The following is a 20,733-nucleotide window of genomic DNA, read 5'->3' on the forward strand; positions in this document are numbered from 1 at the left end:
TATTTTAATAGAATTTGAAAAAACAAAGGAGAAAAAATGGGAAAATATATTGATTTAACTACAGAAAATTTTGCACAAGCAAAAGAAGGTGTAGCTTTAGTAGATTTTTGGGCTCCATGGTGCGGACCTTGCAGAATGCTTGCACCGGTAATTGATGAGCTTGCAAATGATTTTGATGGTAAAGCTAAAATTTGTAAAGTAAATACAGATGAGCAAGGTGATTTGGCTGCACAATTTGGTGTAAGATCTATCCCAACTATCATTTTTTTTAAAGATGGTGAAGTGGTTGATCAGCTAGTTGGTGCTCAATCAAAACAAGCTTTAGCAGATAAACTAAACTCACTTTTATAATCTTAAGCCACTTTTTGTGGCTTTTCTTCATATTTTTTACTATTTAATAATTTTTATTATTTATAATTAAAGAAAAATTTGTATAATACTTATAAATAAAACTATAAGGAAAATACCATGTTAGATTTAGCTATTATAGGTGGTGGACCTGCAGGTTTGAGCGCAGGTTTATATGCTACAAGAGGTGGATTAAAAAATGTTGTAATGTTTGAAAAAGGTATGCCTGGTGGGCAGATTACTTCGAGTTCAGAGATAGAAAATTATCCTGGAGTTGCTCAAGTTTTAGATGGAATTTCTTTTATGGCTCCTTGGAATGAACAATGTATGCGTTTTGGTTTAAAACATGAGATGGTAGGTGTTGAGCAAATTAGTAAAAATTCTGATGGAAGTTTTAATATAAAATTGGAAGGCGGTAAAAACGAACAAGCAAAAGCAGTTATTGTTTGCACAGGCTCTACTCCGCGTCGTGCTGGTTTTAAAGGCGAGGATGAATTTTTTGGTAAAGGTGTGAGTACTTGTGCGACTTGCGATGGCTTTTTTTATAAAAATAAAGAAGTGGCTGTTTTAGGTGGGGGAGATACTGCTTTAGAAGAAGCTTTGTATCTAGCTAATATTTGTTCAAAAGTGTATTTAATCCACAGAAGAGATGAGTTTAGAGCAGCACCTTCAACAGTTGAAAAAGTAAAAAATAATGACAAAATAGAATTAATCATAAATGCGGTTGTTGATGAGGTTTGCGGTGATAATATGGGTGTTAATAAAATTAAAATAGCATTTAATGATGGTTCTAAAAGAGAGCTTGATGTGCCTGGAATATTTACCTTTGTTGGATTAAATGTAAGAAATGAAATTTTAAAACAAGATAATGGTGAATTTTTATGTGCTATGGAAGAAGGTGGTCAAGTTAGTGTTGATCTTAAAATGCAAACTAACATAGCAGGGTTATTTGCAGCAGGTGATTTAAGAAAAGATGCTCCAAAACAAGTAATATGTGCAGCAGGCGATGGAGCGGTTGCAGCGCTTAGCGCTTTAGCTTATATTGAAAATTTACACTAGAATTTCTAGTGTAAATTGATTAACTTCCAATAACTCCGCCATCAATTTTACTTATTGCTATTATACTTGATCTTGGTGTTTTGCCATAAGGAAATTGACTGCCTTTTAATTTCTCTCCTGGATGTTGAATTCCAACAAACATAGTTTTATAATCTTGACTAAAAGCAATTCCTGTTATTTCGCAAGCTATTGGTCCTGTTAAAAATCTTTTTATTTCCCCTGTTTTTGGATTAGCTGCTAACATACAATTATTTCCCATGCCTTCAAATTCTTCTTGATTAGAATAGTTTCCATCAGTTTGTATCCAAAGGCGACCATCTCTATCAAAACTTAATCCATCGGGGGAATTAAATTTATTATTACTTGTAATGTTGTTTGAGCCTTTATTTAAACTTGTTTGATTATCAGGGTTTCCTGCAAGTGCAAAAATTTCCCAAGTAAATTCATCATCTTTATGAGAATTTTTATGCTCCCATTTAATTATTTGTCCGTAAATATTTTTTGTTCTTGGGTTTGCTGGATTTGGGTTATTATTTTTTTTATTGTTTGTTAAGGTAGCAAATACTTCTTTTGAGCCACTTTCTTTATGGCTTGCTATCCATTCACATCTATCCATAGGAGTTGCATTTACAATAGTTCCAGCAATTCTAGCATTGATTAACACATCTGCTTGAGAGTTAAAACCATTTTCTTTATTAAGGTTATTTTTACCATATTCTAACTCAATCCATTTTCCACTCCCTCTAAAATCTCCTATTTTTCCATTAAATTGTGCTACATATAAGGTTCCTTCATCTAAAATTTTGCTAGTATCTAGACCTTTTTTATATTTATGTTTGCTTATAAATTTATAAATAAATTCATTGGCTTCATCATCTCCCATATAAATTACAACGGTTCCATCATCTTCTACAATTAATTCTGCATTTTCGTGTTTAAATCTTCCAAGAGCTGTTCTTTTTATAGGTATGCTGTTTGGATCAAATGGATCAATTTCCACAACCCATCCAAATTTATTTGCCTCGTTTGGATTTTTACTTAAATCAAATCTTTCATCAAATTTTTCCCACCCATATTGACTTTGAGCTTTAAATCCAAATCTAAGTTGCTCTTTTGAAAATTTAATTTTTTCATCTAAACTTCCAAAAAAATCATTTATATTTTCTTCGCAAGTAAGATAAGTCCCCCAAGGTGTTTTTCCATTGGCACAATTATTTAAAGTTCCATATATAAAATTTTCATTTTGAAGTACTTGTTGTTTTGCTGGACCACTAATGCTCATTTTTGTATTTGCATCAATTCTGCGGTTGTATTTAGAATCAAGCACCACAGACCATTGATCTTTTTCTTTTTTTATTTCAAAAATACTCACTCCTAAATTTGCTTGTTCGTATAAAATATCTTCTAAGCTAATATTTTTACCTTGATGTTTAAACATAATTTCAGGATTTATATATTCATTATTAATAGCTAGTATAGCCCTATCTTTTGAAAGAGGAAAAAAACTCATACCATCGTTATTGTCCCCAAAAGTTAATTTAGCATTTTCCACAGCTTTTTTATCGATATTTTTTTCTTCATCATAAATAGATGCTTTGCTAAAAAGAGGATCGCCCCATGAGATTAAAATATCTGCTTTGTAGCCATCTGGTACGATAACTTTATCTTCTGTGCTAGCAGGTATTTCTTTAAAATTTAGCAAATCTTTATCTTTTAATAAACTCGCATTTAAATTTGAGCTAGCAAAAAATGCTACCATAGAACCCAAAGCTGAACCTTTCAAAAATGTTCTTCTTTTCATAAAACTCCTTTTAAAAATGTGTTATAAATTTAAAGTTTTTTGGAAACTTTTTGGAAACTTTTGCTCATGGTATGTAATATTGTATTAATTAACTTAGTGATACAATTTCTCACTGCAAATATAAAGGATAAATTTATGATATGTATAGGAATTCATGGGAGCAATGGTCGCATGGGTAAACAAATTGAAAATTGTTTACAAGATCAAAAAGATGCTAAAGCAAGTGCATTTTTTTATCAAGGATCAAGCTATGAAGAATTTTTTAACAAATGCGATGTAATAATTGATTTTTCTTCCCCGAAAGGTTGTGAGGATTTGTTGTTATACGCAAGAAGCAATCCTAAACCTTTAGTGATAGGTACTACAGGATTAGATGCTAAGCAAAATGAGTTAATGCAAAGTGCAAGCATTACTATGCCAATTCTTTATGCTACCAATATGTCTTTGGGTGTAGCTATTTTAAAAAAACTTTCATGTTTAGCAAGTGAAGCTTTAAGGGATTTTGATATAGAAATACTTGAAATGCACCATAATAAGAAAAAAGACGCTCCAAGTGGTACAGCTATGACTTTAGCACAAAATGTCGCTAAGGCTAGGAATTTAGATTTGGAAAAGGTTAGAGTAAGTGGTAGAGATGGGATTATTGGTCAAAGAAGTAAAGATGAAATCGCAGTGATGAGCTTAAGAGGTGGTGATATAGTGGGTTCTCATAGAGTTGGATTTTATAATGATGGTGAATTTATAGAATTAAATCATAGTGCTACTTCAAGAGCTACTTTTGCTATGGGGGCTATTAGATGTGCTAAATGGCTGGTTTCTCAAGAAAATGGCTTATATGATATAGACGATTGTTTAGGAATTTAAATGTGTGCGGTAGTTGGAGTAATTAATTCAAAAAATGCAAGCACGGTGGCTTATTATGCTTTATTTGCTATGCAACATCGTGGCCAAGAAGCAAGTGGAATTAGCGTGAGTGATGGTTTAAATATCAAAACTCATAAAGCTAAAGGTGAAGTAGGACAAATTTTTAATACTCAAATTTTAGCAGATTTAAAAGGTAGTATAGCTGTAGGGCATAATCGTTATTCTACCGCCGGAAATTCTTCTTTGCATGATGCACAGCCTGTTGCAGCTACTTGTTCTTTGGGTGATATTTCTTTAGTGCATAATGGAAATTTGATTAATAAAGAAGAAGTTAGAAAAGAGTTAATTGATAATGGAGCTATTTTTCATTCTAATATGGACACGGAAAATGTTGTACATTTAATAGCAAAAAGCAAAAAAGAAACTTTAAAAGATAGATTTATAGAAAGTCTAATGCAAAGTAAGGGTGCATATTGCTTTATGTTAGCTAGTAAAAATCAACTTTTTGTGGTAAGAGATCCTTATGGGGTTAGACCTTTATCTTTGGGAAAATTAAAAGATGGCGGATATATTGTAGCGAGTGAAACTTGTGCTTTTGATTTGATAGAAGCTGAATTTATCCGCGATATAAAGCCCGGTGAAATGCTAGTTTTTACTCAAGGTAGTGATGAGTTTGAAAGCATTCAAGTTTTTGATAAAACAGATCCAAGAATTTGTGCATTTGAATATATTTATTTTGCTAGACCTGATAGTATTATAGAAGGTAAAAGTGTATATGAAGTGCGTAAAAAAATGGGTGAAGCCTTGGCTAAAAAATTTAAAGAAAAAGTAGATTTTGTAGTGCCTGTTCCTGATAGTGGAGTAAGTGCTGCTATAGGTTTTGCGCAATATTTAAAAATTCCACTTGAAATGGCCATAGTTAGAAATCACTATGTTGGAAGAACTTTCATAGAGCCAACTCAAGAAATGAGAAATTTAAAAGTAAAACTGAAATTAAATCCTATGAAGAAAGTTTTAGAAGGTAAAGATATAGTGGTGATTGATGATAGTGTAGTAAGAGGAACAACTTCTAAAAAAATCATCACACTTTTAAGACAAGCAGGTGCTAGAAAAATTCATTTGGCTATAGCTTGTCCAGAAATCAAATTCCCTGATATTTATGGTATAGACACTCCAACTTTTGAAGAGTTAATTTCAGCTAATAAGAGTATCGAAGAGGTTAGAGAATATACAGGTGCAGATAGTTTGACTTTTTTAGATATTAATGAGCTAGTTTCAAGCATAGGCAATGAAAGAAAATATTCTTTGATTAGTTTTGATGGGGATTATTTTATTAAATAATCCTTATCTGCATTTTAATTGTTTAAAAATTTTATAACTTTGAAAATGAGGTGGCAATCCTACTTCAAAAGAAAAGTCTTTGTAGGTATGACCTGATAATTGATTTGCAATGTTAATATTATACGAAACATCTCTTTGTTGTTGATTTGCTTTTTTTATGCTATCAAAATTTTGTTGATTAAAAATTTCTCCACTGATTGCATGCTTTTTATTATTATCAATAATTCTAAGTTCTAAAAAGCATTCTGAAATTTTAAAATTAGTATCGTTGGTTACTCTACCTTTTATAATAATACTTTCTGTAGCTAAGCGTCTGTAGGTTGAAAAATTACTCAAACTAGCTTTTTTTGTGTATTGATCTATAGTTAATAGTAAAGAAATAGTTAAGATTGAGGCTAATATAAAACTTATTATGCAAAAAATTATCATATATTTTTTGTTTTGTATTTTTAAATAGAATAAAATCCAAGTAAGGAAAGTTGAAGCTAGCATAATAAAAATGATAAGAATATGAAAAAAAGTAAAATATCCCATTAAAAACACTTTGAATTAATTTTAATATCAAAATCTTGACCTTCATTAAAATCGGAAAATTTGGTTTTTAGATTAATAGTTTGGTTGGGACTTATTGTTTTTTCGATAGTGGTAGATTTACTTCTTAATGGTTTTAATAAATGTATTAAATTTTTAAAAGTATTATTTTCATCGCTTTTTCTAAATACTTCTACTTTTATTTTGCAAAATTTAAAACTTTTTTTAGAAGTATTTGTCAAGCTATAATCAACACTTAAAGAATTATCATATACAAAAAATTGAGCATTATCTAAGCTAGCTATTCTGGATCTAACTTTAGTATCAATTAAAAAATATCCCAAATACGCAATACTAAGTGAACATAAAATTCCTAAAAAAATTATAATAAAAGCAAAAGTAGGTTTGTTTCTAACAATCAAAGCAATAAATAAAGTGATAATGAAAAAGAATACAACTAAAGCCATTAACAAAAAATCGATCAAGTGCAAATGAGCTGTATAAAAGATCATTTGCTCTCGGATATGTTGAACATTCATTATCACTTCTTTATTTTTAATTTGCTACTGAACTTGTTCTTTTATTATCTTTGCTATCAACCCAAATATTTGGCACAGCTCCGCCTGGTGTTAAGAAAATTTTAGCATCTTTATTGACTTTAAGTGCTTCATTAAATTGCTTTTGGGTTTCAATTTGTTTTAAATCAAGTAAAGGATTATTTAAACTTTTTGCTATTTCTCTATTTGAATATGCTTGTGCATCAGCTTCAATTTTTACGGCACTTGCTCTACCTTTAGCACTAATAATAGTTGCATTTGCCTCCCCTTCAGCTAAAGCCGCTTTTTTAAGTGCTTCTTGGTTAGCTCTTTCAACTTCATATTTAGTTCTTTCAGCTTCTTGTTTAGCAATTTGTACTCTTTCGATTTGTTCTTTTACTTTTATAGGTAAGATAATTTCTCTAAGCTGAACTGCTTGAAGCTCAGCAGGCTCATTTGGTTGGCTTTCAATAGTTTTTCTAATACCCTGATCAATTTGCACCGCTATAGTATTACGATTTGTTGGAAGCTCTTCTGCGGTGTATTGACCTACAACATTTCTTACAACATCTCTTACTACTGGATCTATGATTTTATTTTCCCAATTAAGCCCCCATGTTGCGATAGTTTGAGGAACTTGTAAAGGATTTAATCTGTATTGAACGGTTACATCAATAGATACAGGCAAGCCTCTTGAATCAAGCACTGAAATACTATTTTTATTAACAACGCCTGATCCTATTTGTAAATTTTCATTTATTCCTTCGATTGAAGCATAGTTGATTTGTCTTACTCTAGTATCTACGATAGTGATTTTTTGCAGTATAGGCATAAAAAAATGAAGTCCTGGTTCAAGTGGGGTAGGGCTGTATTTACCTGTAGTGGATTTGATCCCCATTTCCCCTGAATTTACTATTGCAAAAGGTTTAAAAAGTGCAAAAACTAAAATAATCGCAATTGCACTATAAATTAATGGGGAAAATTTCCCAAAACCTTTGAAATTAAATTCTGGTGTTTTGAAGTTTAAATTTTGCTTATTGTTGTTTTGATTGTTTTTTTTATTAAAATAATCATTCAAATCAGCTGGCATTTAGTTCCTTTGTTAAATATAAGTTAGCATAGAAGCGTATTTTTCATTGCGTCCATAAACTATATCAAAATACGCATTTTGAAGCTTTGTCGTTAGCTCACCTCTTTTTCCATCTCCTATAATTCTTGCATCAATATTATTTATCGGAGTTATTTCTGCTGCAGTTCCTGTGAAAAATGCTTCATCAGCTACATAAACTTCATCTCTTGAAATTCTTTGACGCACTACACTTATGCCCAAATCATGTGCAATTTTTAAAACAGTATCTTGAGTGATACTTTTTAATGAAAAATCATTTGGCGGTGTGATTAGCTTATTATCTTTAATCATAAAAAAACACTCACCTGTTCCTTCTGCTACAAAACCTTCTTCATCGAGCATTAAGGCTTCCTCATATCCTGCTTCTATAGCTTCATATTTAGCCATTTGAGAATTTAAATAATTTGCACTTGCTTTTGCTTTACCTAAGCTAGATTTTACACTATTTCTAGCAAAAGAAGAAATTTTAACCTTAATACCTTTTTCTAAGCCTTCTTCGCCTAAATAAGCACCCCATTCCCAAGCAGCAATAGCTACCCTAACAGGAGCTTTAGCATGATAAACTCCCATAGTACCATCACCTAAAAAGATTAATGGTCGCAAATAGGTGTTATTTTGAAAATCATTTGCTCTTAAAAGTTCAACTTGTGCATTTTCAAGTTCTTCTTGAGAAAAAGGAGAATTAATTAAAGTAATTTTTGCAGACTCTAAAAGTCTTTTGGTGTGTTCTTTTAATCTAAAAATTGCTAAACCATTTTGTGTTTTATAAGCTCTTGTTCCTTCAAAAACTGCATTTGCATAATGTAATGAATGTGTTAAAACATGAATTTTTGCATCATCAAAATCAATGATTTTTCCATCCATCCAAATTTTTTTTGCCCTAATCATAACTAAGCCTTTTTGTTGAAAATAAAACTAATTTTATCAAAAATATACTAATAATTACTAGAATATAGTAAAATTATTATATTTGAAACAAGGAAAAATCATGCCAATTATAAATATCAAATTAGCTAAACCAGAATTTAGCAAAACACAAAAAGAAGAGTTAATAGCAGATATTACAGAACTTTTACATACAAAATACAACAAGCCAAAGCAAAATATAGTGATCATGTTAGAAGATATTGAGCCATATAATATTGCTTTTGGTGGCGAAAGTGTAGAAAAATTAAGATTGAAAGATAAAAAATGAAAGAATTGCAAATTGGTGATAAAGCTCCTGTGTTTGAACTTTTAAATCAAGATGGAGTTAAAATTTCTTTAAGTGATTTCTTGGGTAAAAAAATTATTTTGTATTTTTATCCAAAAGATAACACCCCAGGTTGTACCACACAAGCTTGTGAATTTAGTCAAAGTTATGAGGATTTTTTAGAGCAAAATGCTGTGATTATAGGTATTAGTCCAGATAGTGTTAAATCGCATGAAAATTTCATAAAAAAATATGATTTAAAACACACTTTATTAAGCGATAGTGAAAAAGAAATTTGTAAACTTTATGGTGCTTGGGGTTTAAAGAAAAATTATGGTAAAGAGTATGAGGGGCTTATAAGATCCACTTTTGTGATTGATGAAAATGGAAAAATCTCAAAAATTTATAAAAATGTAAAAGCTAAAGATCATGCTTTTAAGGTATTAAAAGAATTATGCTAGTGCATATTTGCTGTAGTGTGGATAGTCATTATTTTATACAAGAATTAAGCAAAACTTATCCTGATGAGAAAATTATAGGTTTTTTTTATGATCCAAATATTCATCCTTATAGTGAGTATGAACTTAGATTTTTAGATGTTAAGCGTAGTTGTGATAAATTGGGTGTTAAGCTTTATAAAGGTGAATATGAGTATGAAAAATGGCTTGAGAGTGTAAAGGGTTATGAGGACGAGCCTGAAAAAGGCGCAAGATGTCAAATTTGTTTTGATTTTAGAATGCATAAAAGTGTTGAATTTGCTCAAAAAATTGGTGAAAAAAAACTTACAACAACCCTTTTAACATCCCCTAAAAAAGACTTAGAGCAGTTAAAATTAGCTTTACAAAAAGAATGCGATAAATTTGGTATAGAGTTTTTGGCGCCTGATTTTAGAAAAAATGGAGGCACGCAAAGACAATTTGCCTTAGCTAAGCAAGATATGCTTTATCATCAAAATTATTGTGGGTGTATTTATGCACTTTCTAAACAAAAAGGCCAAAAAGCTTTTATAGATGAGCTTATGAGTCCTGTAAATAAACAAATATTACCTTCAAGCATAGAAGAAAAGATAAAATTTTACAATCAAGTAAAAAAATTAGAAAAAAAGGGTGTTAAATTTGAAATTCAAAGAGAGAAATTTTTAAATTATCGCTTACTAAGAGCTTTGATAAAAGAAAACAAAAAAGCCATAAAAACTCATGTTTTATTTTATTCTCATTTTAAAAATTCTTACACTAAATTTAGCATTTTAGAAGAGGATTTAAAGTGCTATAAAAGTGTAAAGGATGAGATTAATTTATGGAGTTTTGATTATTTAAATAATTTGTGCAAAATGCGATTTAAAAATTTTGAAGATTTTTTACAAAATCCTTTAAAAATAGAGCAAGAAATCAAAATAAGGCAAAAGCATTTTGGTGCTTATGATCTTTCGCCGGTGGTTATTGTTGAAAATATTATTAAAGGCGCTTATGAATTTATAGCAAAAAGTGAAATTTATTTTGATAGTAAAGAAAAGATTGTGAAGTTATAAAACTTAACTAGTTTGTTAATATTTTTTTTGTAAAATCTGAATTTTGAATATATTTTAAGGCTAAATTTATGATAGATGTAATGCAAATTCAAAAAATTTTACCACATAGGTATCCATTTTTACTTGTAGATAAAATCGTAGAATTAAAAAATAAAGAAGTTGTTAGAGGTTATAAAAATATTAGTATAAGCGACCATGTTTTTATGGGGCATTTTCCAGATCATCCAATTTACCCGGGTGTGTTAATTTTAGAAGGTATGGCACAAACTGGAGGGGTTTTAGCATTTGAAAGCATGGATGATAAGGTAGATCCAAGCACTAAAGTAGTATATTTTACAGGCATTGATAATGCTAAATTTAGAAATCCAGTGCGTCCAGGTGATAGGCTTGATTATGAGATGAGTGTGGTAAAAAATCGTGGAAATATGTGGATTTTTCAAGGAAAAGCTTTTGTTGATGGACAATTGGTTGCAGAAGCTGAACTTAAAGCTATGATAGTAGATAAATGATGAGCAAAATTCATCCAAGTGCTGTTATAGAAGATGGAGCTATCATAGCAGATAGTGTTGTAGTAGAAGCCTATGCTTATGTTGGAAAAAATGCCAATATAGGTGCAAATACTATCATCAAACAAGGTGCAAGAATTTTACCTAATGTAAGCATAGGTGAAAATTCTAAAGTTTTTTCTTATGCCATAGTTGGAGATATTCCACAAGATATATCTTATAAAGATGAGATAAATTCAGGTGTTATTATAGGAAAAAATGCAGTTATTAGAGAATTTGTTACTATAAATTCAGGTACAGCTAAGGGCGATGGTTTTACAAGAATAGGTGATAATGCTTTTATAATGGCTTATTCTCATATTGCACATGATTGTTTGCTTGGAGATAATATTATTTTAGCAAATAATGCTACTTTAGCAGGTCATGTGGAACTTGGAGATTATACTGTGGTAGGTGGACTTACTCCAATACATCAGTTTGTTAAGGTAGGTGAGGGGTGTATGATAGCAGGTGCTAGTGCGCTTTCTCAAGATGTGGTGCCATTTTGCTTAGCTGAAGGAAATCGAGCAAGTATTAGAAGTTTAAATTTAGTAGGCATTAGAAGACGCTTTGATAAAGAAGAGGTGGATGTTTTAAGCAAGGCTTTTAAATTTTTATTCAGACAAGGAAGTTTAAAAGATAATGCTTTAAGTTTGCTAGAAAATACTTCTAGTGAAAATGTGAAAAAAATGTGTAATTTTATCTTAGAAACAAAAAGAGGAATTCCTATATATAAGGAAAAAAATCATGGTTAAAAGATGTAGTTTTTGCAATGAAATAGAAACAAGTGAAAGAAGAATTTTAGTAAATGATTATAATAATGCCTTTATATGTGAGTATTGTGCCGAAAGTGCTTGCAATATTTTCTTTGGAGAGGAAAAAGAATTAAAAAATAAAGAAGTTGATAAAGAAAATTTTAAAGATATTACTCCTAAGGAATTAAAAGCATATTTAGATAAATATGTTATCGGGCAAGATAGAGCTAAAAAAATCTTTAGTGTAGGGGTGTATAATCACTACAAAAGGCTTTTTAGATCTGACTTAGAAGATGATGATACAGAATTAGCAAAATCAAATATTTTATTAGTAGGCCCAACGGGAAGTGGAAAAACTTTACTAGCACAGACTTTAGCTAGATTTTTAGATGTTCCTATCGCAATTTGTGATGCGACTTCTTTAACTGAAGCGGGTTATGTGGGAGAAGATGTTGAAAATATCCTTACTCGTCTTTTACAAGCTGCTGATGGAGATGTGCAAAGAGCACAAAAAGGGATTATATTTATCGATGAGATAGATAAAATCGCAAGAATGGGTGAAAATCGCTCCATTACAAGAGATGTAAGTGGTGAGGGCGTGCAACAAGCCTTACTCAAAATTATCGAAGGATCTTTGGTAAATATCCCACCAAAAGGCGGTAGAAAACACCCAAATCAAGATTTTATACAAATAGATACAACTAATATTTTATTTGTGTGTGGCGGGGCTTTTGATGGTATTAGTGATATTATTAAAAGAAAATTAGGCGATAATGTCATGGGCTTTTTTACTGATGATAAAAAAGATGAAAAAGAAGCTTTACTTCAAAGACTAGAGCCTGATGATTTGGTGCATTTTGGGCTTATTCCTGAACTTATAGGAAGATTGCATGTGCTTGCTTCTTTAGAAGAGCTTGATGAGGAAAGCATGGTGCGTATTTTAACTGAGCCAAAAAATGCCATTATTAAGCAATATCAAAAACTTTTTGCTATTGACAATGTGGAATTAAAATTTGAAGATGAAGCGCTAAGAGAGATTGCTAAGCTTTCGCTAGAGCGTAAAACAGGTGCTAGAGGTTTAAGAAGTATTATTGAAGAAATGATGGTAGATTTGATGTTTGATTTGCCAGAGTATAATGGATATAGCATAGTAATTACTAAAGAAGTGATCAAAGAAGGTGCAAAACCTTTATTTATAAAAAATAAAAAAGTTAAAGGCTGAGAATGATTTTAGATCAAATAATTGGATTTTTTTCAAGTGATATGGGGATTGACTTAGGTACTGCAAATACTTTAGTTTTAGTAAAAGATAAAGGTATAGTGATTGATGAACCTTCGGTTGTTGCAGTAGAGCGTGAAAGATATGGTAGGGTTAAAATTTTAGCTGTTGGAAAGGAAGCTAAGGAAATGGTAGGAAAAACCCCAGGTAATATCGAAGCAATCCGTCCTATGAAAGATGGTGTGATTGCTGATTTTGATATGACTGAAAAAATGATCCGTTATTTTATAGAAAAAACTCATAGAAGAAAATCTTTTTTAAGACCTAGAATTATCATTTCAGTTCCTTATGGATTAACCCAAGTAGAAAGAAAAGCGGTTAGAGAAAGTGCGTTAAGTGCGGGTGCTAGAGAAGTATTTTTGATAGAAGAACCTATGGCAGCAGCTATTGGTGCAAATTTACCAATTAGAGAGCCTCAAGGGAGCTTGGTGGTAGATATTGGCGGTGGTACTACTGAAATTGGTGTTACTTCTTTGGGCGGTCTTGTGATTTCAAAATCTATCCGAACAGCTGGTGATAAGCTTGATACTAGTATAGTAAATTATGTAAAAGAAAAATACAATCTTGTCATAGGTGAAAGAACGGGCGAGGAAATCAAAATCGCAATAGGTTCAGCAGTTCAGCTTCCAAAAGAGCTTTCTATGGTAGTTAAAGGACGCGATCAAGTAACAGGATTGTTAAATAGAATAGAGTTAACAAGTGAAGATGTAAGAGAGGCTATGCGTGAGCATTTAAAAGAAATTGCTGATGCATTAAAAATCGTTCTTGAAATGATGCCGCCTGATCTTGCAGCTGATATTGTTGAAAATGGTGTTGTTTTAACAGGAGGCGGAGCTTTAATACGCGGTCTTGATAAATATTTATCTGAAATTGTAAAACTTCCAGTATATGTAGCTGATGAGCCACTTTTAGCAGTAGCAAAAGGCACAGGTAAAGCTTTGGAAGAAATTTCTTTATTGCACCAACTAACGAATGAAGAGTAAAATTCTTAGTGTTTTAATTTTATCTTTTTTAGTGTTTGTTTCGTTTTATTATGGAGATATAATAAAACGAAATGTTTTAGATTTAAATATTGCTATTGTTAATCAGTTTTCTCAAAGCATTAATCTTTTAAAAGATAAATTTAATGAGCATTTTAATCAAGCTCAAGAAATTAAAAAATTAAGAGAAAGAAATGCTGAGCTTGAAAAAAACAATATCTATATGAAAAACTTTGCCAATGAATTAAACAATATTTTAAGTGATAAAAATTCAAGTTTTTATTATCCTAATGTTAGTTTAGTTAAGGCAACTTCTTATGCTCAAATTAGCGATTATCATAAGGTTTGGCTTGATGTGGATTATAAAGGAAAAATTAAAGGCTTAATTTATAATGGCTATACAGCAGGCATAGTTATAGAAAAAAATGGTAGAGCTTTGGGACTTTTACAAGGTGATGAAGAGTGTATTTTTTCCGTATATATAGGTAAGGAACAAGCACCAGGTATAGCTCATGGTAGAAATGATTATGTTTTAGTTAAATATATTCCTAAATGGCTTGAACTTAAAATGGGCGATAAGGTTTATACAAGTGGCTTAGATGAGATTTTCTTTTCAGGAATTCCAGTAGGCGAAATTTTTAAAATAGAAGAAGAAGGCGCCTATCAAAATGCATATGTTAAACCTTATGTAAAAATGAAAGTACCAAGTTATTTTTATATGGTAGAAAATTTTTAATAAAAAGTTATTTATTTTAGTTGATATAAATTATTATTTACTATTAAATATTAGAATTATCTCCGAATTTTAAAAATTTAGGAGATTAAATGAAAAAATATATCAGTAGTTGTTTAGCTTTTTGCTGTTTAAGTGGTGCTATTTATGCAAATGAAGTGGAATATGATGCACAAAAAATAGCAGATATTTTTTATCAACTTAATGCTGATCCTAAAAATCCAAAAGCAAAAGTTAATCATGCAAAAGGCTTTTGTGCTATGGGAACTTTTGAGCCAGCTTTGTCTATTAATAAAGAAGTTGATGTGCCTTTGTTAACACAAAAAAGTTTGCCAATCCAAGTAAGATATTCTTTGGGTGGAGCTTTTAAAGATGATAAAAGCAAAACAAGAGGTATGGCTATTAGAATTACTGATCCTAAAGATTCTGCTTCTTGGACTATGGTTATGCTAAATACAGAAATAAATTTCGCAAAAAATCCTAAAGAATTCGGTCAGTTTTTTGAAATGAGACTTCCTGTAAATGGTAAAGTCGATCAAGAAAAAATAAGCAAGATGATGCAAGAGGTTGATTCTTATAGAAATTTTGCTGCATATACTGATAAAATTGGCATTAGTAAAAGTGTAGCAAATACTCCATTTTTTAGTATTCATACTTTTTATTTTAAACAAGCAAACGGAGAAAACTATTTACCAGCAAGATGGAAATTAGTTCCAAGTGAAGGTGTGGCATATTTAAATGAAGCACAAATGAAAAGTGCGAGTAGTGATTTTTTAAAAGAAGATTTCCAAAATCGTGTAAAAGCTAATAAGCCGGTTGAGTATAAAATGTATTTAGTATATGCAAATAAAAATGATATTACCAATGAAACAACGGCTTTATGGAGTGGTAAGCACAAAGAAAGTCTAGTTGGGACTTTTAAGGTTAATGCCTTGAGCGATGAAGATTGTAATTTTGATGTATATTTTCCTTCGGATGTACCTCAAGGGGTTAATCCACCACAAGATCCTTTATTTGATGTAAGAAATGAAGCTTATGCTATAACTTTTGGTAAGCGTCAATAAAATTTAGCTCTTTAAGAGCTAAATTCTTTGTTAAATTCAACTTCTAAAAAACTTATATTTGTTATAATTTGGCTAAAAATTCAGCTTAGGAAAATACATGCCAAAAAGAACAGATATAAAAAATATATTATTAATAGGCAGTGGGCCTATCATTATAGGTCAAGCTTGTGAGTTTGATTACTCAGGAACTCAAGCGGCAAAAACTTTAAAAGAGCTAGGTTATAGAGTAGTTTTGATCAATTCTAATCCGGCTACGATTATGACAGATCCTGAATTTGCTGATGCAACTTATATAGAACCAATTACCAAAGAAAGTATTCTAAGTATTATCAAAAAAGAAAAAATCGATGCGATTTTACCTACTATGGGTGGCCAAGTTGCTTTGAATGTTGCTATGGAAGTTTATGAAAGTGGCGAGCTTGCAGATGTAAAATTTTTAGGTGCAAATCCTGAAGCGATTAAAAAAGGCGAAGACAGACAAGTTTTTAAAGAATGCATGAAAAAAATTGGCATGGATTTACCAAAATCTATGTATGCGTATAATTATGAAGAAGCTTTAAAAGCTGTTGATGAGATTGGTTTTCCTTTGATGATTAGAGCTTCTTTTACCTTAGGTGGTGCAGGAAGTGGCGTGGTGTATAATATGGATGAGTTTGCAGAACTTGCAAATACTGCTTTAGCGCTAAGCCCTATCCATGAAATTTTAATCGAAGAAAGCTTACTTGGTTGGAAAGAATACGAAATGGAGGTCATTAGAGATAAAAATGATAATTGTATTATCGTTTGCTCTATTGAAAATGTCGATCCTATGGGAGTTCATACAGGCGATTCTATTACTATAGCTCCTGCTTTAACTTTGACTGATAAAGAATACCAAGCGATGCGTAATGCTTCTTTTGCTATTTTAAGAGAAATTGGAGTAGATACAGGTGGATCAAATGTGCAATTTGCTATCAATCCAACTAATGGTAGAATGATAGTTATTGAAATGAATCCTAGGGTTTCAAGATCTTCAGCCCTAGCTAGTAAAGCTACGGGCTATCCTATAGCTAAGGTAGCTACGCTTTTAGCAGTTGGATTTAGTTTAGATGAGATTAAAAATGATATCACAGGAACTCCTGCTTCATTTGAACCGGTAATTGATTATATCGTAACTAAAATTCCTCGTTTTACTTTTGAAAAATTCCCAAATGCAAGCACAGAGCTTGGCACTGCTATGAAAAGCGTGGGTGAGGTTATGGCTATAGGGAGAACTTTTAAAGAAAGCATTCAAAAAGCACTTTGCTCACTTGAGAGAAATTTAAGTGGGTTTGATACTATAGAATGTGATAAAAATGAGCTTTTAGCAAAAATCCGCCAAGCTAATGAAAAACGCTTGCTTTATATAGCACAAGCTTTTAGAGAAGGTTTTAGCACACAAGAGCTTTTTGAGCTTTGCAAAATAGATCCTTGGTTTTTAAACCAAATCAAAGAAATAGTGGAATTTGAAAATCAAATAGATATGGATATTTTAAGTAATAAGCAACTATTAAGAAAAGCTAAAACCTTAGGTTTTTCAGATAAAAAAATTGCTAGCTTAATTAATCAAAAAGATAATCTTGAGTTAAGCCAAAATGATATTTATTATGCAAGAATTAAACATAAAATCATCGCTCAATATAGTGAAGTAGATACTTGTGCGGGCGAATTTGAAGCACTAACCCCGTATTTATACTCAAGTATTAATACAAATGAAGCTACGCAAGTAAAAGAAAGTAAAGATAAAAAAGATAAAAAAGTGATGATTATAGGTGGTGGACCAAACCGCATAGGACAAGGCATTGAGTTTGATTATGCTTGTGTGCATGCTTCTTTTGCTCTAAAAGATATGGGTGTAAAAACTATAATGTATAATTGTAACCCAGAAACGGTTTCAACAGATTATGATACAAGTGATATTTTGTATTTTGAGCCAATTGATTTTGAGCATTTAAGAGCAGTTATTGATAGAGAAAGACCCGATGGAGTGATAGTGCATTTTGGTGGTCAAACCCCGCTTAAATTTGCAAAACGCCTTAGTGCTTTTGGAGCAAAGATTATAGGAACAAGTGCAAGGGTAATAGATTTAGCTGAAGATAGAAAGAAATTTGCTAAATTTATTGAAGATCTAGGTATAAATCAACCTAAAAATGGCACAGCCATAAGCGTTGAAGAAGCCATTATAAAAGCAAATGAGATAGGTTATCCTGTGCTTGTTAGACCAAGTTATGTTTTGGGTGGTCGTGCAATGCGTGTAGTGCATGATGAGAGTGAGCTTAGACTTTATATGCAAGAAGCAGTAGATGTGAGTGATAAATCTCCGGTATTAATTGATCAATTTTTAGATAATGCAACTGAGCTTGATGTAGATGCGATAAGTGATGGAAAAGAAGTTTATGTAGCAGGTATTATGGAGCATATTGAAGAAGCAGGAATTCACTCAGGCGATAGCGCTTGCTCTTTACCTGCTGTAAATATTGATGAAGCTATGCTTGAAATGATTGAGCAAAAAACAAAAGATATTGCTTTAAATTTAGGTGTAGTAGGACTTTTAAATATACAATTTGCTATTTATGATAATAAACTTTATATGATAGAAGTAAATCCAAGAGCTAGTAGAACCGTGCCTTTTGTGAGCAAAGCTACAGGAATTCCTTTAGCTAAGGTTGCAACACGCGTGATGTGGCAAGGAAATTTAAGAGAAAGCTTGAAATTTTATGACACCTTTAGAGTGGTAGAGGAAAAAAACGGAATTTTAAGAGCTAAAAAACCAAAACATATTAGTGTAAAATCAGTGGTATTTCCTTTTGCTAAACTTAGCGGAAGCGATCTTGAGCTTGGACCTGAAATGCGCTCAACCGGTGAAGTTATGGGAGTAAGTAAAGATTTTGATAACTCTTATGCAAAAAGCCAACTTGCTTCTTCAAATTTCTTACCAGAAAGTGGTAATGTGTTTTTATCACTAAGAGAGCAAGATAAAAAATATGCAGTAGATTTAGCTAATGAGTATATTAAGCTAGGATTTAAAATCATTGCTACGAGTGGAACTTATAAAGTTTTACAAGAAGCGGGCTTGGAGTGTGAGTTTGTGCATAAAATTTCTGAAGGACGCCCGAATGTAGAGGATAAATTAAAAAATTCTCAAATTCAACTTACTATAAATACTAGCGATGAGCATAGTTTTAAAGGCGACACTAAAAAAATTAGAGCAAATATTTTACGCTTTAAAATCCCATATTTTACAAATCTAAGAGCAGCTTATGCGGGGATTAAAGCTATCAAAGCTATACAAAATAAATCATGTCTTGAAGTAAAGAGCTTACAAGAATACTTAAAAACATGATTTATCTTGCTCAAACTGATACAACAGCAGGGTTTTTAAGTAAGGACTTAAAAGCCCTTAATACTTTAAAAAAAAGGCCTTTAAAGCAAGATTGTTTAATTACTACGGCTAAATTTAGTGAGCTTAAAAAACTTACAAGAGTGCCAAATTATTTTAAAAATACTATTAGAAAATCCAAAAAAACTACTTTTTTATATCCTAATTCTAAAGCAATACGCGTTGTGAAAGATTGCACTCATGAGGAATTTTTAAAAAAGTTTGATTGGCTTTATTCTACTTCTGCAAACATTCATGGAAAAAAATTTGATCTAAAGTGGGCTATGCAAAATGCAGATAAAATAGTAGATGAAAAGTTTTTTGAAAGTGGAGCCTCAAAGATTTTTAAACTTCGAGGCATTAAAAAAGTTAAACTGCGTTAATTTCCAAGCGGCCAAAATACTTTTGGCTCTTCGCCGATTTTTGCTTGTCCATGATACATTCCAAGTTTATCTTTAGTCCAAGCATAACCAACTTTTCCATTTTTATCTATTGAAATAATTCCGCCTGTACCACCAAGTTTTGCAACTTGTTTGATAGTTTCTTGGGCTGCTTTTTGCACTGAAAGTTTTTTGTATTTGTATAAAGACGCAACTTCATGAGCTGCAGCTACTCTTATGTAAATGTCACCTGTTCCTGTGCAAGAAATTGCTACTGAGTCATTATTTGCATAATTTCCTGCTCCTATGATAGGAGAATCCCCAATGCGTCCTGTCATTTTATTTGTAGTGCCACCTGTGCTTGTACCTGCTGCTAGGTTGCCGTTTTTATCTAAAGCTATTGCACCTACTGTGCCTAAATATGGCTCGGTGCTTACACCAAGATGAGCTTTTGCCTTATCACTATCTAATAAAACTTCCTTGCTTTTTTTAGCTTCTTGAAGTTGTTTGTATCTGTGCTCTGTAAAGAAGTATTTTTGTCCTACTATTTCTAAGCCATGTTTTTTGGCTAATTTATCAGCACCCTCGCCCGCTATTAAAGTATGGGGTGTTTTTTCCATAACAAGTCTTGCTGCTTCTATAGGATTTTTAATCGTCCTAGCCATAGCAACTGCACCTGCTTTTAAATTTTTTCCATCCATTATAGATGCATCAAGCTCATTAAATCCATCAGAGGTAAAAACAGCACCTTTCCCAGCATTAAATTCAGGACTATCTTCCATTACTTTAATAGCGGCTATAACAGCATCAACCGAGCTTCCTCCTTTTTCAAGTATGCTTTGACCTGCTTTTAAAGATTCTTTCATTACCTTTTCTCTTTTGGCAAATTCTTCTTTGGTAAGTCCTAAGCCACTTGTTCCACCATGTATAACGATGATAGGTTCAAAATTTTTTGCAAAGACATTATTGCTTAGTAAAAATATTAAACTAGTTAATGTCAATAAAATTCTTTTACTACAGGTTAAAAATTTCATTATTTACTCCTTTTTTAAAATTATTTATTATATTTAATAAAAATTAAATATAACTAAAATTTAATTAATAAATGAGTATTTTTAGGACAAAAATTCTACTTTTTATTTTTATAGGTGTTATTTTTGAAAAATTTTTTAGAAATTAATTAAAATGTTTTTATATTTATTGCAAAATTAGGAGGTATTTTAATGTTTAAAACTATTGTAGCTAAGAAAATATCATTTTTCACAGCTTTG

21 protein-coding genes are annotated in these 20,733 nt (G+C 31.3%); 15 read left to right on the plus strand and 6 right to left on the minus strand.

Annotated features, from left to right (window positions below; translation table 11 throughout):
• Nucleotides 1-36: 36 nt before the first annotated feature.
• Both trxA and trxB read left to right on the plus strand, forming a co-directional pair.
• The gene (trxA, locus tag L8W57_RS02965; RefSeq protein ID WP_039619298.1) at nt 37-351 is read left to right on the plus strand and encodes a thioredoxin; all 315 of its coding nucleotides are present in this window, start codon (nt 37-39) and stop codon (nt 349-351) included.
• 117 nt (nt 352-468) lie between these two features.
• The gene (trxB, locus tag L8W57_RS02970; protein ID WP_133319500.1) at nt 469-1,407 is read left to right on the plus strand and encodes a thioredoxin-disulfide reductase; all 939 of its coding nucleotides are present in this window, start codon (nt 469-471) and stop codon (nt 1,405-1,407) included.
• 19 nt (nt 1,408-1,426) lie between these two features.
• On the opposite strand, the gene L8W57_RS02975 is transcribed toward trxB, so the two are convergent.
• Entirely contained in the window at nt 1,427-3,208 is a 1,782-nt protein-coding gene (locus L8W57_RS02975) for a PhoX family protein (RefSeq protein WP_133319501.1), read from the minus strand.
• A 135-nt stretch (nt 3,209-3,343) separates the two neighbouring features.
• Between L8W57_RS02975 and dapB the strand changes: the two genes are divergently transcribed.
• Nucleotides 3,344-4,072: a 4-hydroxy-tetrahydrodipicolinate reductase gene (dapB, locus tag L8W57_RS02980; protein ID WP_133319502.1), complete on the plus strand. Its 729-nt coding sequence runs from the start codon at nt 3,344-3,346 to the stop codon at nt 4,070-4,072.
• Complete coding sequence (gene purF / locus L8W57_RS02985; protein WP_133319503.1) at nt 4,073-5,413, plus strand: amidophosphoribosyltransferase; 1,341 nt, start codon at nt 4,073-4,075, stop codon at nt 5,411-5,413. It abuts the gene before it with no gap.
• A gap of 3 nt (nt 5,414-5,416) precedes the next feature.
• On the opposite strand, the gene L8W57_RS02990 is transcribed toward purF, so the two are convergent.
• Genes L8W57_RS02990 through ilvE form a run of 4 tightly spaced genes read right to left on the minus strand, consistent with a single transcriptional unit; the run spans nt 5,417 to nt 8,497 of the window.
• Nucleotides 5,417-5,947 carry a DUF2393 family protein gene (locus L8W57_RS02990; protein ID WP_133319504.1) on the minus strand — a complete coding sequence of 177 codons (531 nt, stop codon included), beginning with the start codon at nt 5,945-5,947 and terminating at the stop codon, nt 5,417-5,419.
• Complete coding sequence (locus L8W57_RS02995; RefSeq protein ID WP_133319505.1) at nt 5,947-6,483, minus strand: DUF2393 family protein; 537 nt, start codon at nt 6,481-6,483, stop codon at nt 5,947-5,949. The genes L8W57_RS02990 and L8W57_RS02995 overlap by 1 nt, the downstream gene beginning before the upstream one ends.
• Before the next feature lie 16 nt (nt 6,484-6,499).
• Entirely contained in the window at nt 6,500-7,570 is a 1,071-nt protein-coding gene (locus L8W57_RS03000; RefSeq protein WP_133319506.1) for a prohibitin family protein, read from the minus strand.
• Between the two features lie 12 nt (nt 7,571-7,582).
• On the minus strand, nt 7,583-8,497 hold the full coding sequence (ilvE, locus tag L8W57_RS03005) for a branched-chain-amino-acid transaminase (RefSeq protein WP_133319507.1): 915 nt from the start codon (nt 8,495-8,497) through the stop codon (nt 7,583-7,585).
• A gap of 100 nt (nt 8,498-8,597) precedes the next feature.
• On the opposite strand from ilvE, the gene L8W57_RS03010 reads away from it, so the two are divergent.
• From L8W57_RS03010 to L8W57_RS03060, 11 genes are all read left to right on the plus strand, one after another.
• Entirely contained in the window at nt 8,598-8,804 is a 207-nt protein-coding gene (locus L8W57_RS03010; protein WP_133319508.1) for a tautomerase family protein, read from the plus strand.
• Nucleotides 8,801-9,262: a thioredoxin-dependent thiol peroxidase gene (bcp, locus tag L8W57_RS03015; RefSeq protein ID WP_263659520.1), complete on the plus strand. Its 462-nt coding sequence runs from the start codon at nt 8,801-8,803 to the stop codon at nt 9,260-9,262. Before L8W57_RS03010 ends, bcp begins: the two co-directional genes overlap by 4 nt.
• On the plus strand, nt 9,256-10,329 hold the full coding sequence (locus L8W57_RS03020) for an epoxyqueuosine reductase QueH (RefSeq protein ID WP_263661966.1): 1,074 nt from the start codon (nt 9,256-9,258) through the stop codon (nt 10,327-10,329). The genes bcp and L8W57_RS03020 overlap by 7 nt, the downstream gene beginning before the upstream one ends.
• Before the next feature lie 68 nt (nt 10,330-10,397).
• Nucleotides 10,398-10,838, plus strand: coding sequence for a 3-hydroxyacyl-ACP dehydratase FabZ (gene fabZ, locus L8W57_RS03025; RefSeq protein ID WP_039619275.1), 441 nt, complete (start codon nt 10,398-10,400; stop codon nt 10,836-10,838).
• The gene (lpxA, locus tag L8W57_RS03030; RefSeq protein ID WP_133319571.1) at nt 10,838-11,629 is read left to right on the plus strand and encodes an acyl-ACP--UDP-N-acetylglucosamine O-acyltransferase; all 792 of its coding nucleotides are present in this window, start codon (nt 10,838-10,840) and stop codon (nt 11,627-11,629) included. Before fabZ ends, lpxA begins: the two co-directional genes overlap by 1 nt.
• On the plus strand, nt 11,622-12,851 hold the full coding sequence (gene clpX / locus L8W57_RS03035) for an ATP-dependent Clp protease ATP-binding subunit ClpX (RefSeq protein ID WP_039619273.1): 1,230 nt from the start codon (nt 11,622-11,624) through the stop codon (nt 12,849-12,851). The genes lpxA and clpX overlap by 8 nt, the downstream gene beginning before the upstream one ends.
• 2 nt (nt 12,852-12,853) lie before the next feature.
• Nucleotides 12,854-13,891, plus strand: coding sequence for a rod shape-determining protein (locus L8W57_RS03040; protein ID WP_012662095.1), 1,038 nt, complete (start codon nt 12,854-12,856; stop codon nt 13,889-13,891).
• The gene (mreC, locus tag L8W57_RS03045) at nt 13,881-14,624 is read left to right on the plus strand and encodes a rod shape-determining protein MreC (protein WP_133319511.1); all 744 of its coding nucleotides are present in this window, start codon (nt 13,881-13,883) and stop codon (nt 14,622-14,624) included. The genes L8W57_RS03040 and mreC overlap by 11 nt, the downstream gene beginning before the upstream one ends.
• Before the next feature lie 89 nt (nt 14,625-14,713).
• Nucleotides 14,714-15,685, plus strand: a complete 972-nt coding sequence (locus L8W57_RS03050; RefSeq protein ID WP_263660462.1) for a catalase — start codon at nt 14,714-14,716, stop codon at nt 15,683-15,685.
• 97 nt (nt 15,686-15,782) lie between these two features.
• The gene (carB, locus tag L8W57_RS03055; protein WP_263661968.1) at nt 15,783-19,046 is read left to right on the plus strand and encodes a carbamoyl-phosphate synthase large subunit; all 3,264 of its coding nucleotides are present in this window, start codon (nt 15,783-15,785) and stop codon (nt 19,044-19,046) included.
• Nucleotides 19,043-19,465 (plus strand): Sua5 YciO YrdC YwlC family protein, encoded by a 423-nt coding sequence (locus L8W57_RS03060; protein ID WP_263661970.1) that lies wholly within the window; start codon nt 19,043-19,045, stop codon nt 19,463-19,465. Before carB ends, L8W57_RS03060 begins: the two co-directional genes overlap by 4 nt.
• On the opposite strand, the gene L8W57_RS03065 is transcribed toward L8W57_RS03060, so the two are convergent.
• Complete coding sequence (locus L8W57_RS03065; RefSeq protein WP_263661971.1) at nt 19,462-20,496, minus strand: isoaspartyl peptidase/L-asparaginase family protein; 1,035 nt, start codon at nt 20,494-20,496, stop codon at nt 19,462-19,464. The genes L8W57_RS03060 and L8W57_RS03065 overlap by 4 nt on opposite strands.
• Nucleotides 20,497-20,733: the final 237 nt, after the last annotated feature.

This window comes from Campylobacter sp. IFREMER_LSEM_CL1890 (genome assembly GCF_025772045.1).
GTDB lineage: Bacteria > Campylobacterota > Campylobacteria > Campylobacterales > Campylobacteraceae > Campylobacter_D > Campylobacter_D lari_D.

Bases quoted from the DNA above. Each gene is read 5' to 3' on its own strand.
- trxA (WP_039619298.1), top strand. From the start codon at position 37: ATGGGAAAATATATTGATTTAACTACAGAAAATTTTGCACAAGCAAAA.
- trxB (WP_133319500.1), top strand. From the start codon at position 469: ATGTTAGATTTAGCTATTATAGGTGGTGGACCTGCAGGTTTGAGCGCA.
- L8W57_RS02975 (WP_133319501.1), bottom strand. From the start codon at position 3,208: ATGAAAAGAAGAACATTTTTGAAAGGTTCAGCTTTGGGTTCTATGGTA.
- dapB (WP_133319502.1), top strand. From the start codon at position 3,344: ATGATATGTATAGGAATTCATGGGAGCAATGGTCGCATGGGTAAACAA.
- purF (WP_133319503.1), top strand. From the start codon at position 4,073: ATGTGTGCGGTAGTTGGAGTAATTAATTCAAAAAATGCAAGCACGGTG.
- L8W57_RS02990 (WP_133319504.1), bottom strand. From the start codon at position 5,947: ATGGGATATTTTACTTTTTTTCATATTCTTATCATTTTTATTATGCTA.
- L8W57_RS02995 (WP_133319505.1), bottom strand. From the start codon at position 6,483: ATGAATGTTCAACATATCCGAGAGCAAATGATCTTTTATACAGCTCAT.
- L8W57_RS03000 (WP_133319506.1), bottom strand. From the start codon at position 7,570: ATGCCAGCTGATTTGAATGATTATTTTAATAAAAAAAACAATCAAAAC.
- ilvE (WP_133319507.1), bottom strand. From the start codon at position 8,497: ATGATTAGGGCAAAAAAAATTTGGATGGATGGAAAAATCATTGATTTT.
- L8W57_RS03010 (WP_133319508.1), top strand. From the start codon at position 8,598: ATGCCAATTATAAATATCAAATTAGCTAAACCAGAATTTAGCAAAACA.
- bcp (WP_263659520.1), top strand. From the start codon at position 8,801: ATGAAAGAATTGCAAATTGGTGATAAAGCTCCTGTGTTTGAACTTTTA.
- L8W57_RS03020 (WP_263661966.1), top strand. From the start codon at position 9,256: ATGCTAGTGCATATTTGCTGTAGTGTGGATAGTCATTATTTTATACAA.
- fabZ (WP_039619275.1), top strand. From the start codon at position 10,398: ATGATAGATGTAATGCAAATTCAAAAAATTTTACCACATAGGTATCCA.
- lpxA (WP_133319571.1), top strand. From the start codon at position 10,838: ATGAGCAAAATTCATCCAAGTGCTGTTATAGAAGATGGAGCTATCATA.
- clpX (WP_039619273.1), top strand. From the start codon at position 11,622: ATGGTTAAAAGATGTAGTTTTTGCAATGAAATAGAAACAAGTGAAAGA.
- L8W57_RS03040 (WP_012662095.1), top strand. From the start codon at position 12,854: ATGATTTTAGATCAAATAATTGGATTTTTTTCAAGTGATATGGGGATT.
- mreC (WP_133319511.1), top strand. From the start codon at position 13,881: ATGAAGAGTAAAATTCTTAGTGTTTTAATTTTATCTTTTTTAGTGTTT.
- L8W57_RS03050 (WP_263660462.1), top strand. From the start codon at position 14,714: ATGAAAAAATATATCAGTAGTTGTTTAGCTTTTTGCTGTTTAAGTGGT.
- carB (WP_263661968.1), top strand. From the start codon at position 15,783: ATGCCAAAAAGAACAGATATAAAAAATATATTATTAATAGGCAGTGGG.
- L8W57_RS03060 (WP_263661970.1), top strand. From the start codon at position 19,043: ATGATTTATCTTGCTCAAACTGATACAACAGCAGGGTTTTTAAGTAAG.
- L8W57_RS03065 (WP_263661971.1), bottom strand. From the start codon at position 20,496: ATGAAATTTTTAACCTGTAGTAAAAGAATTTTATTGACATTAACTAGT.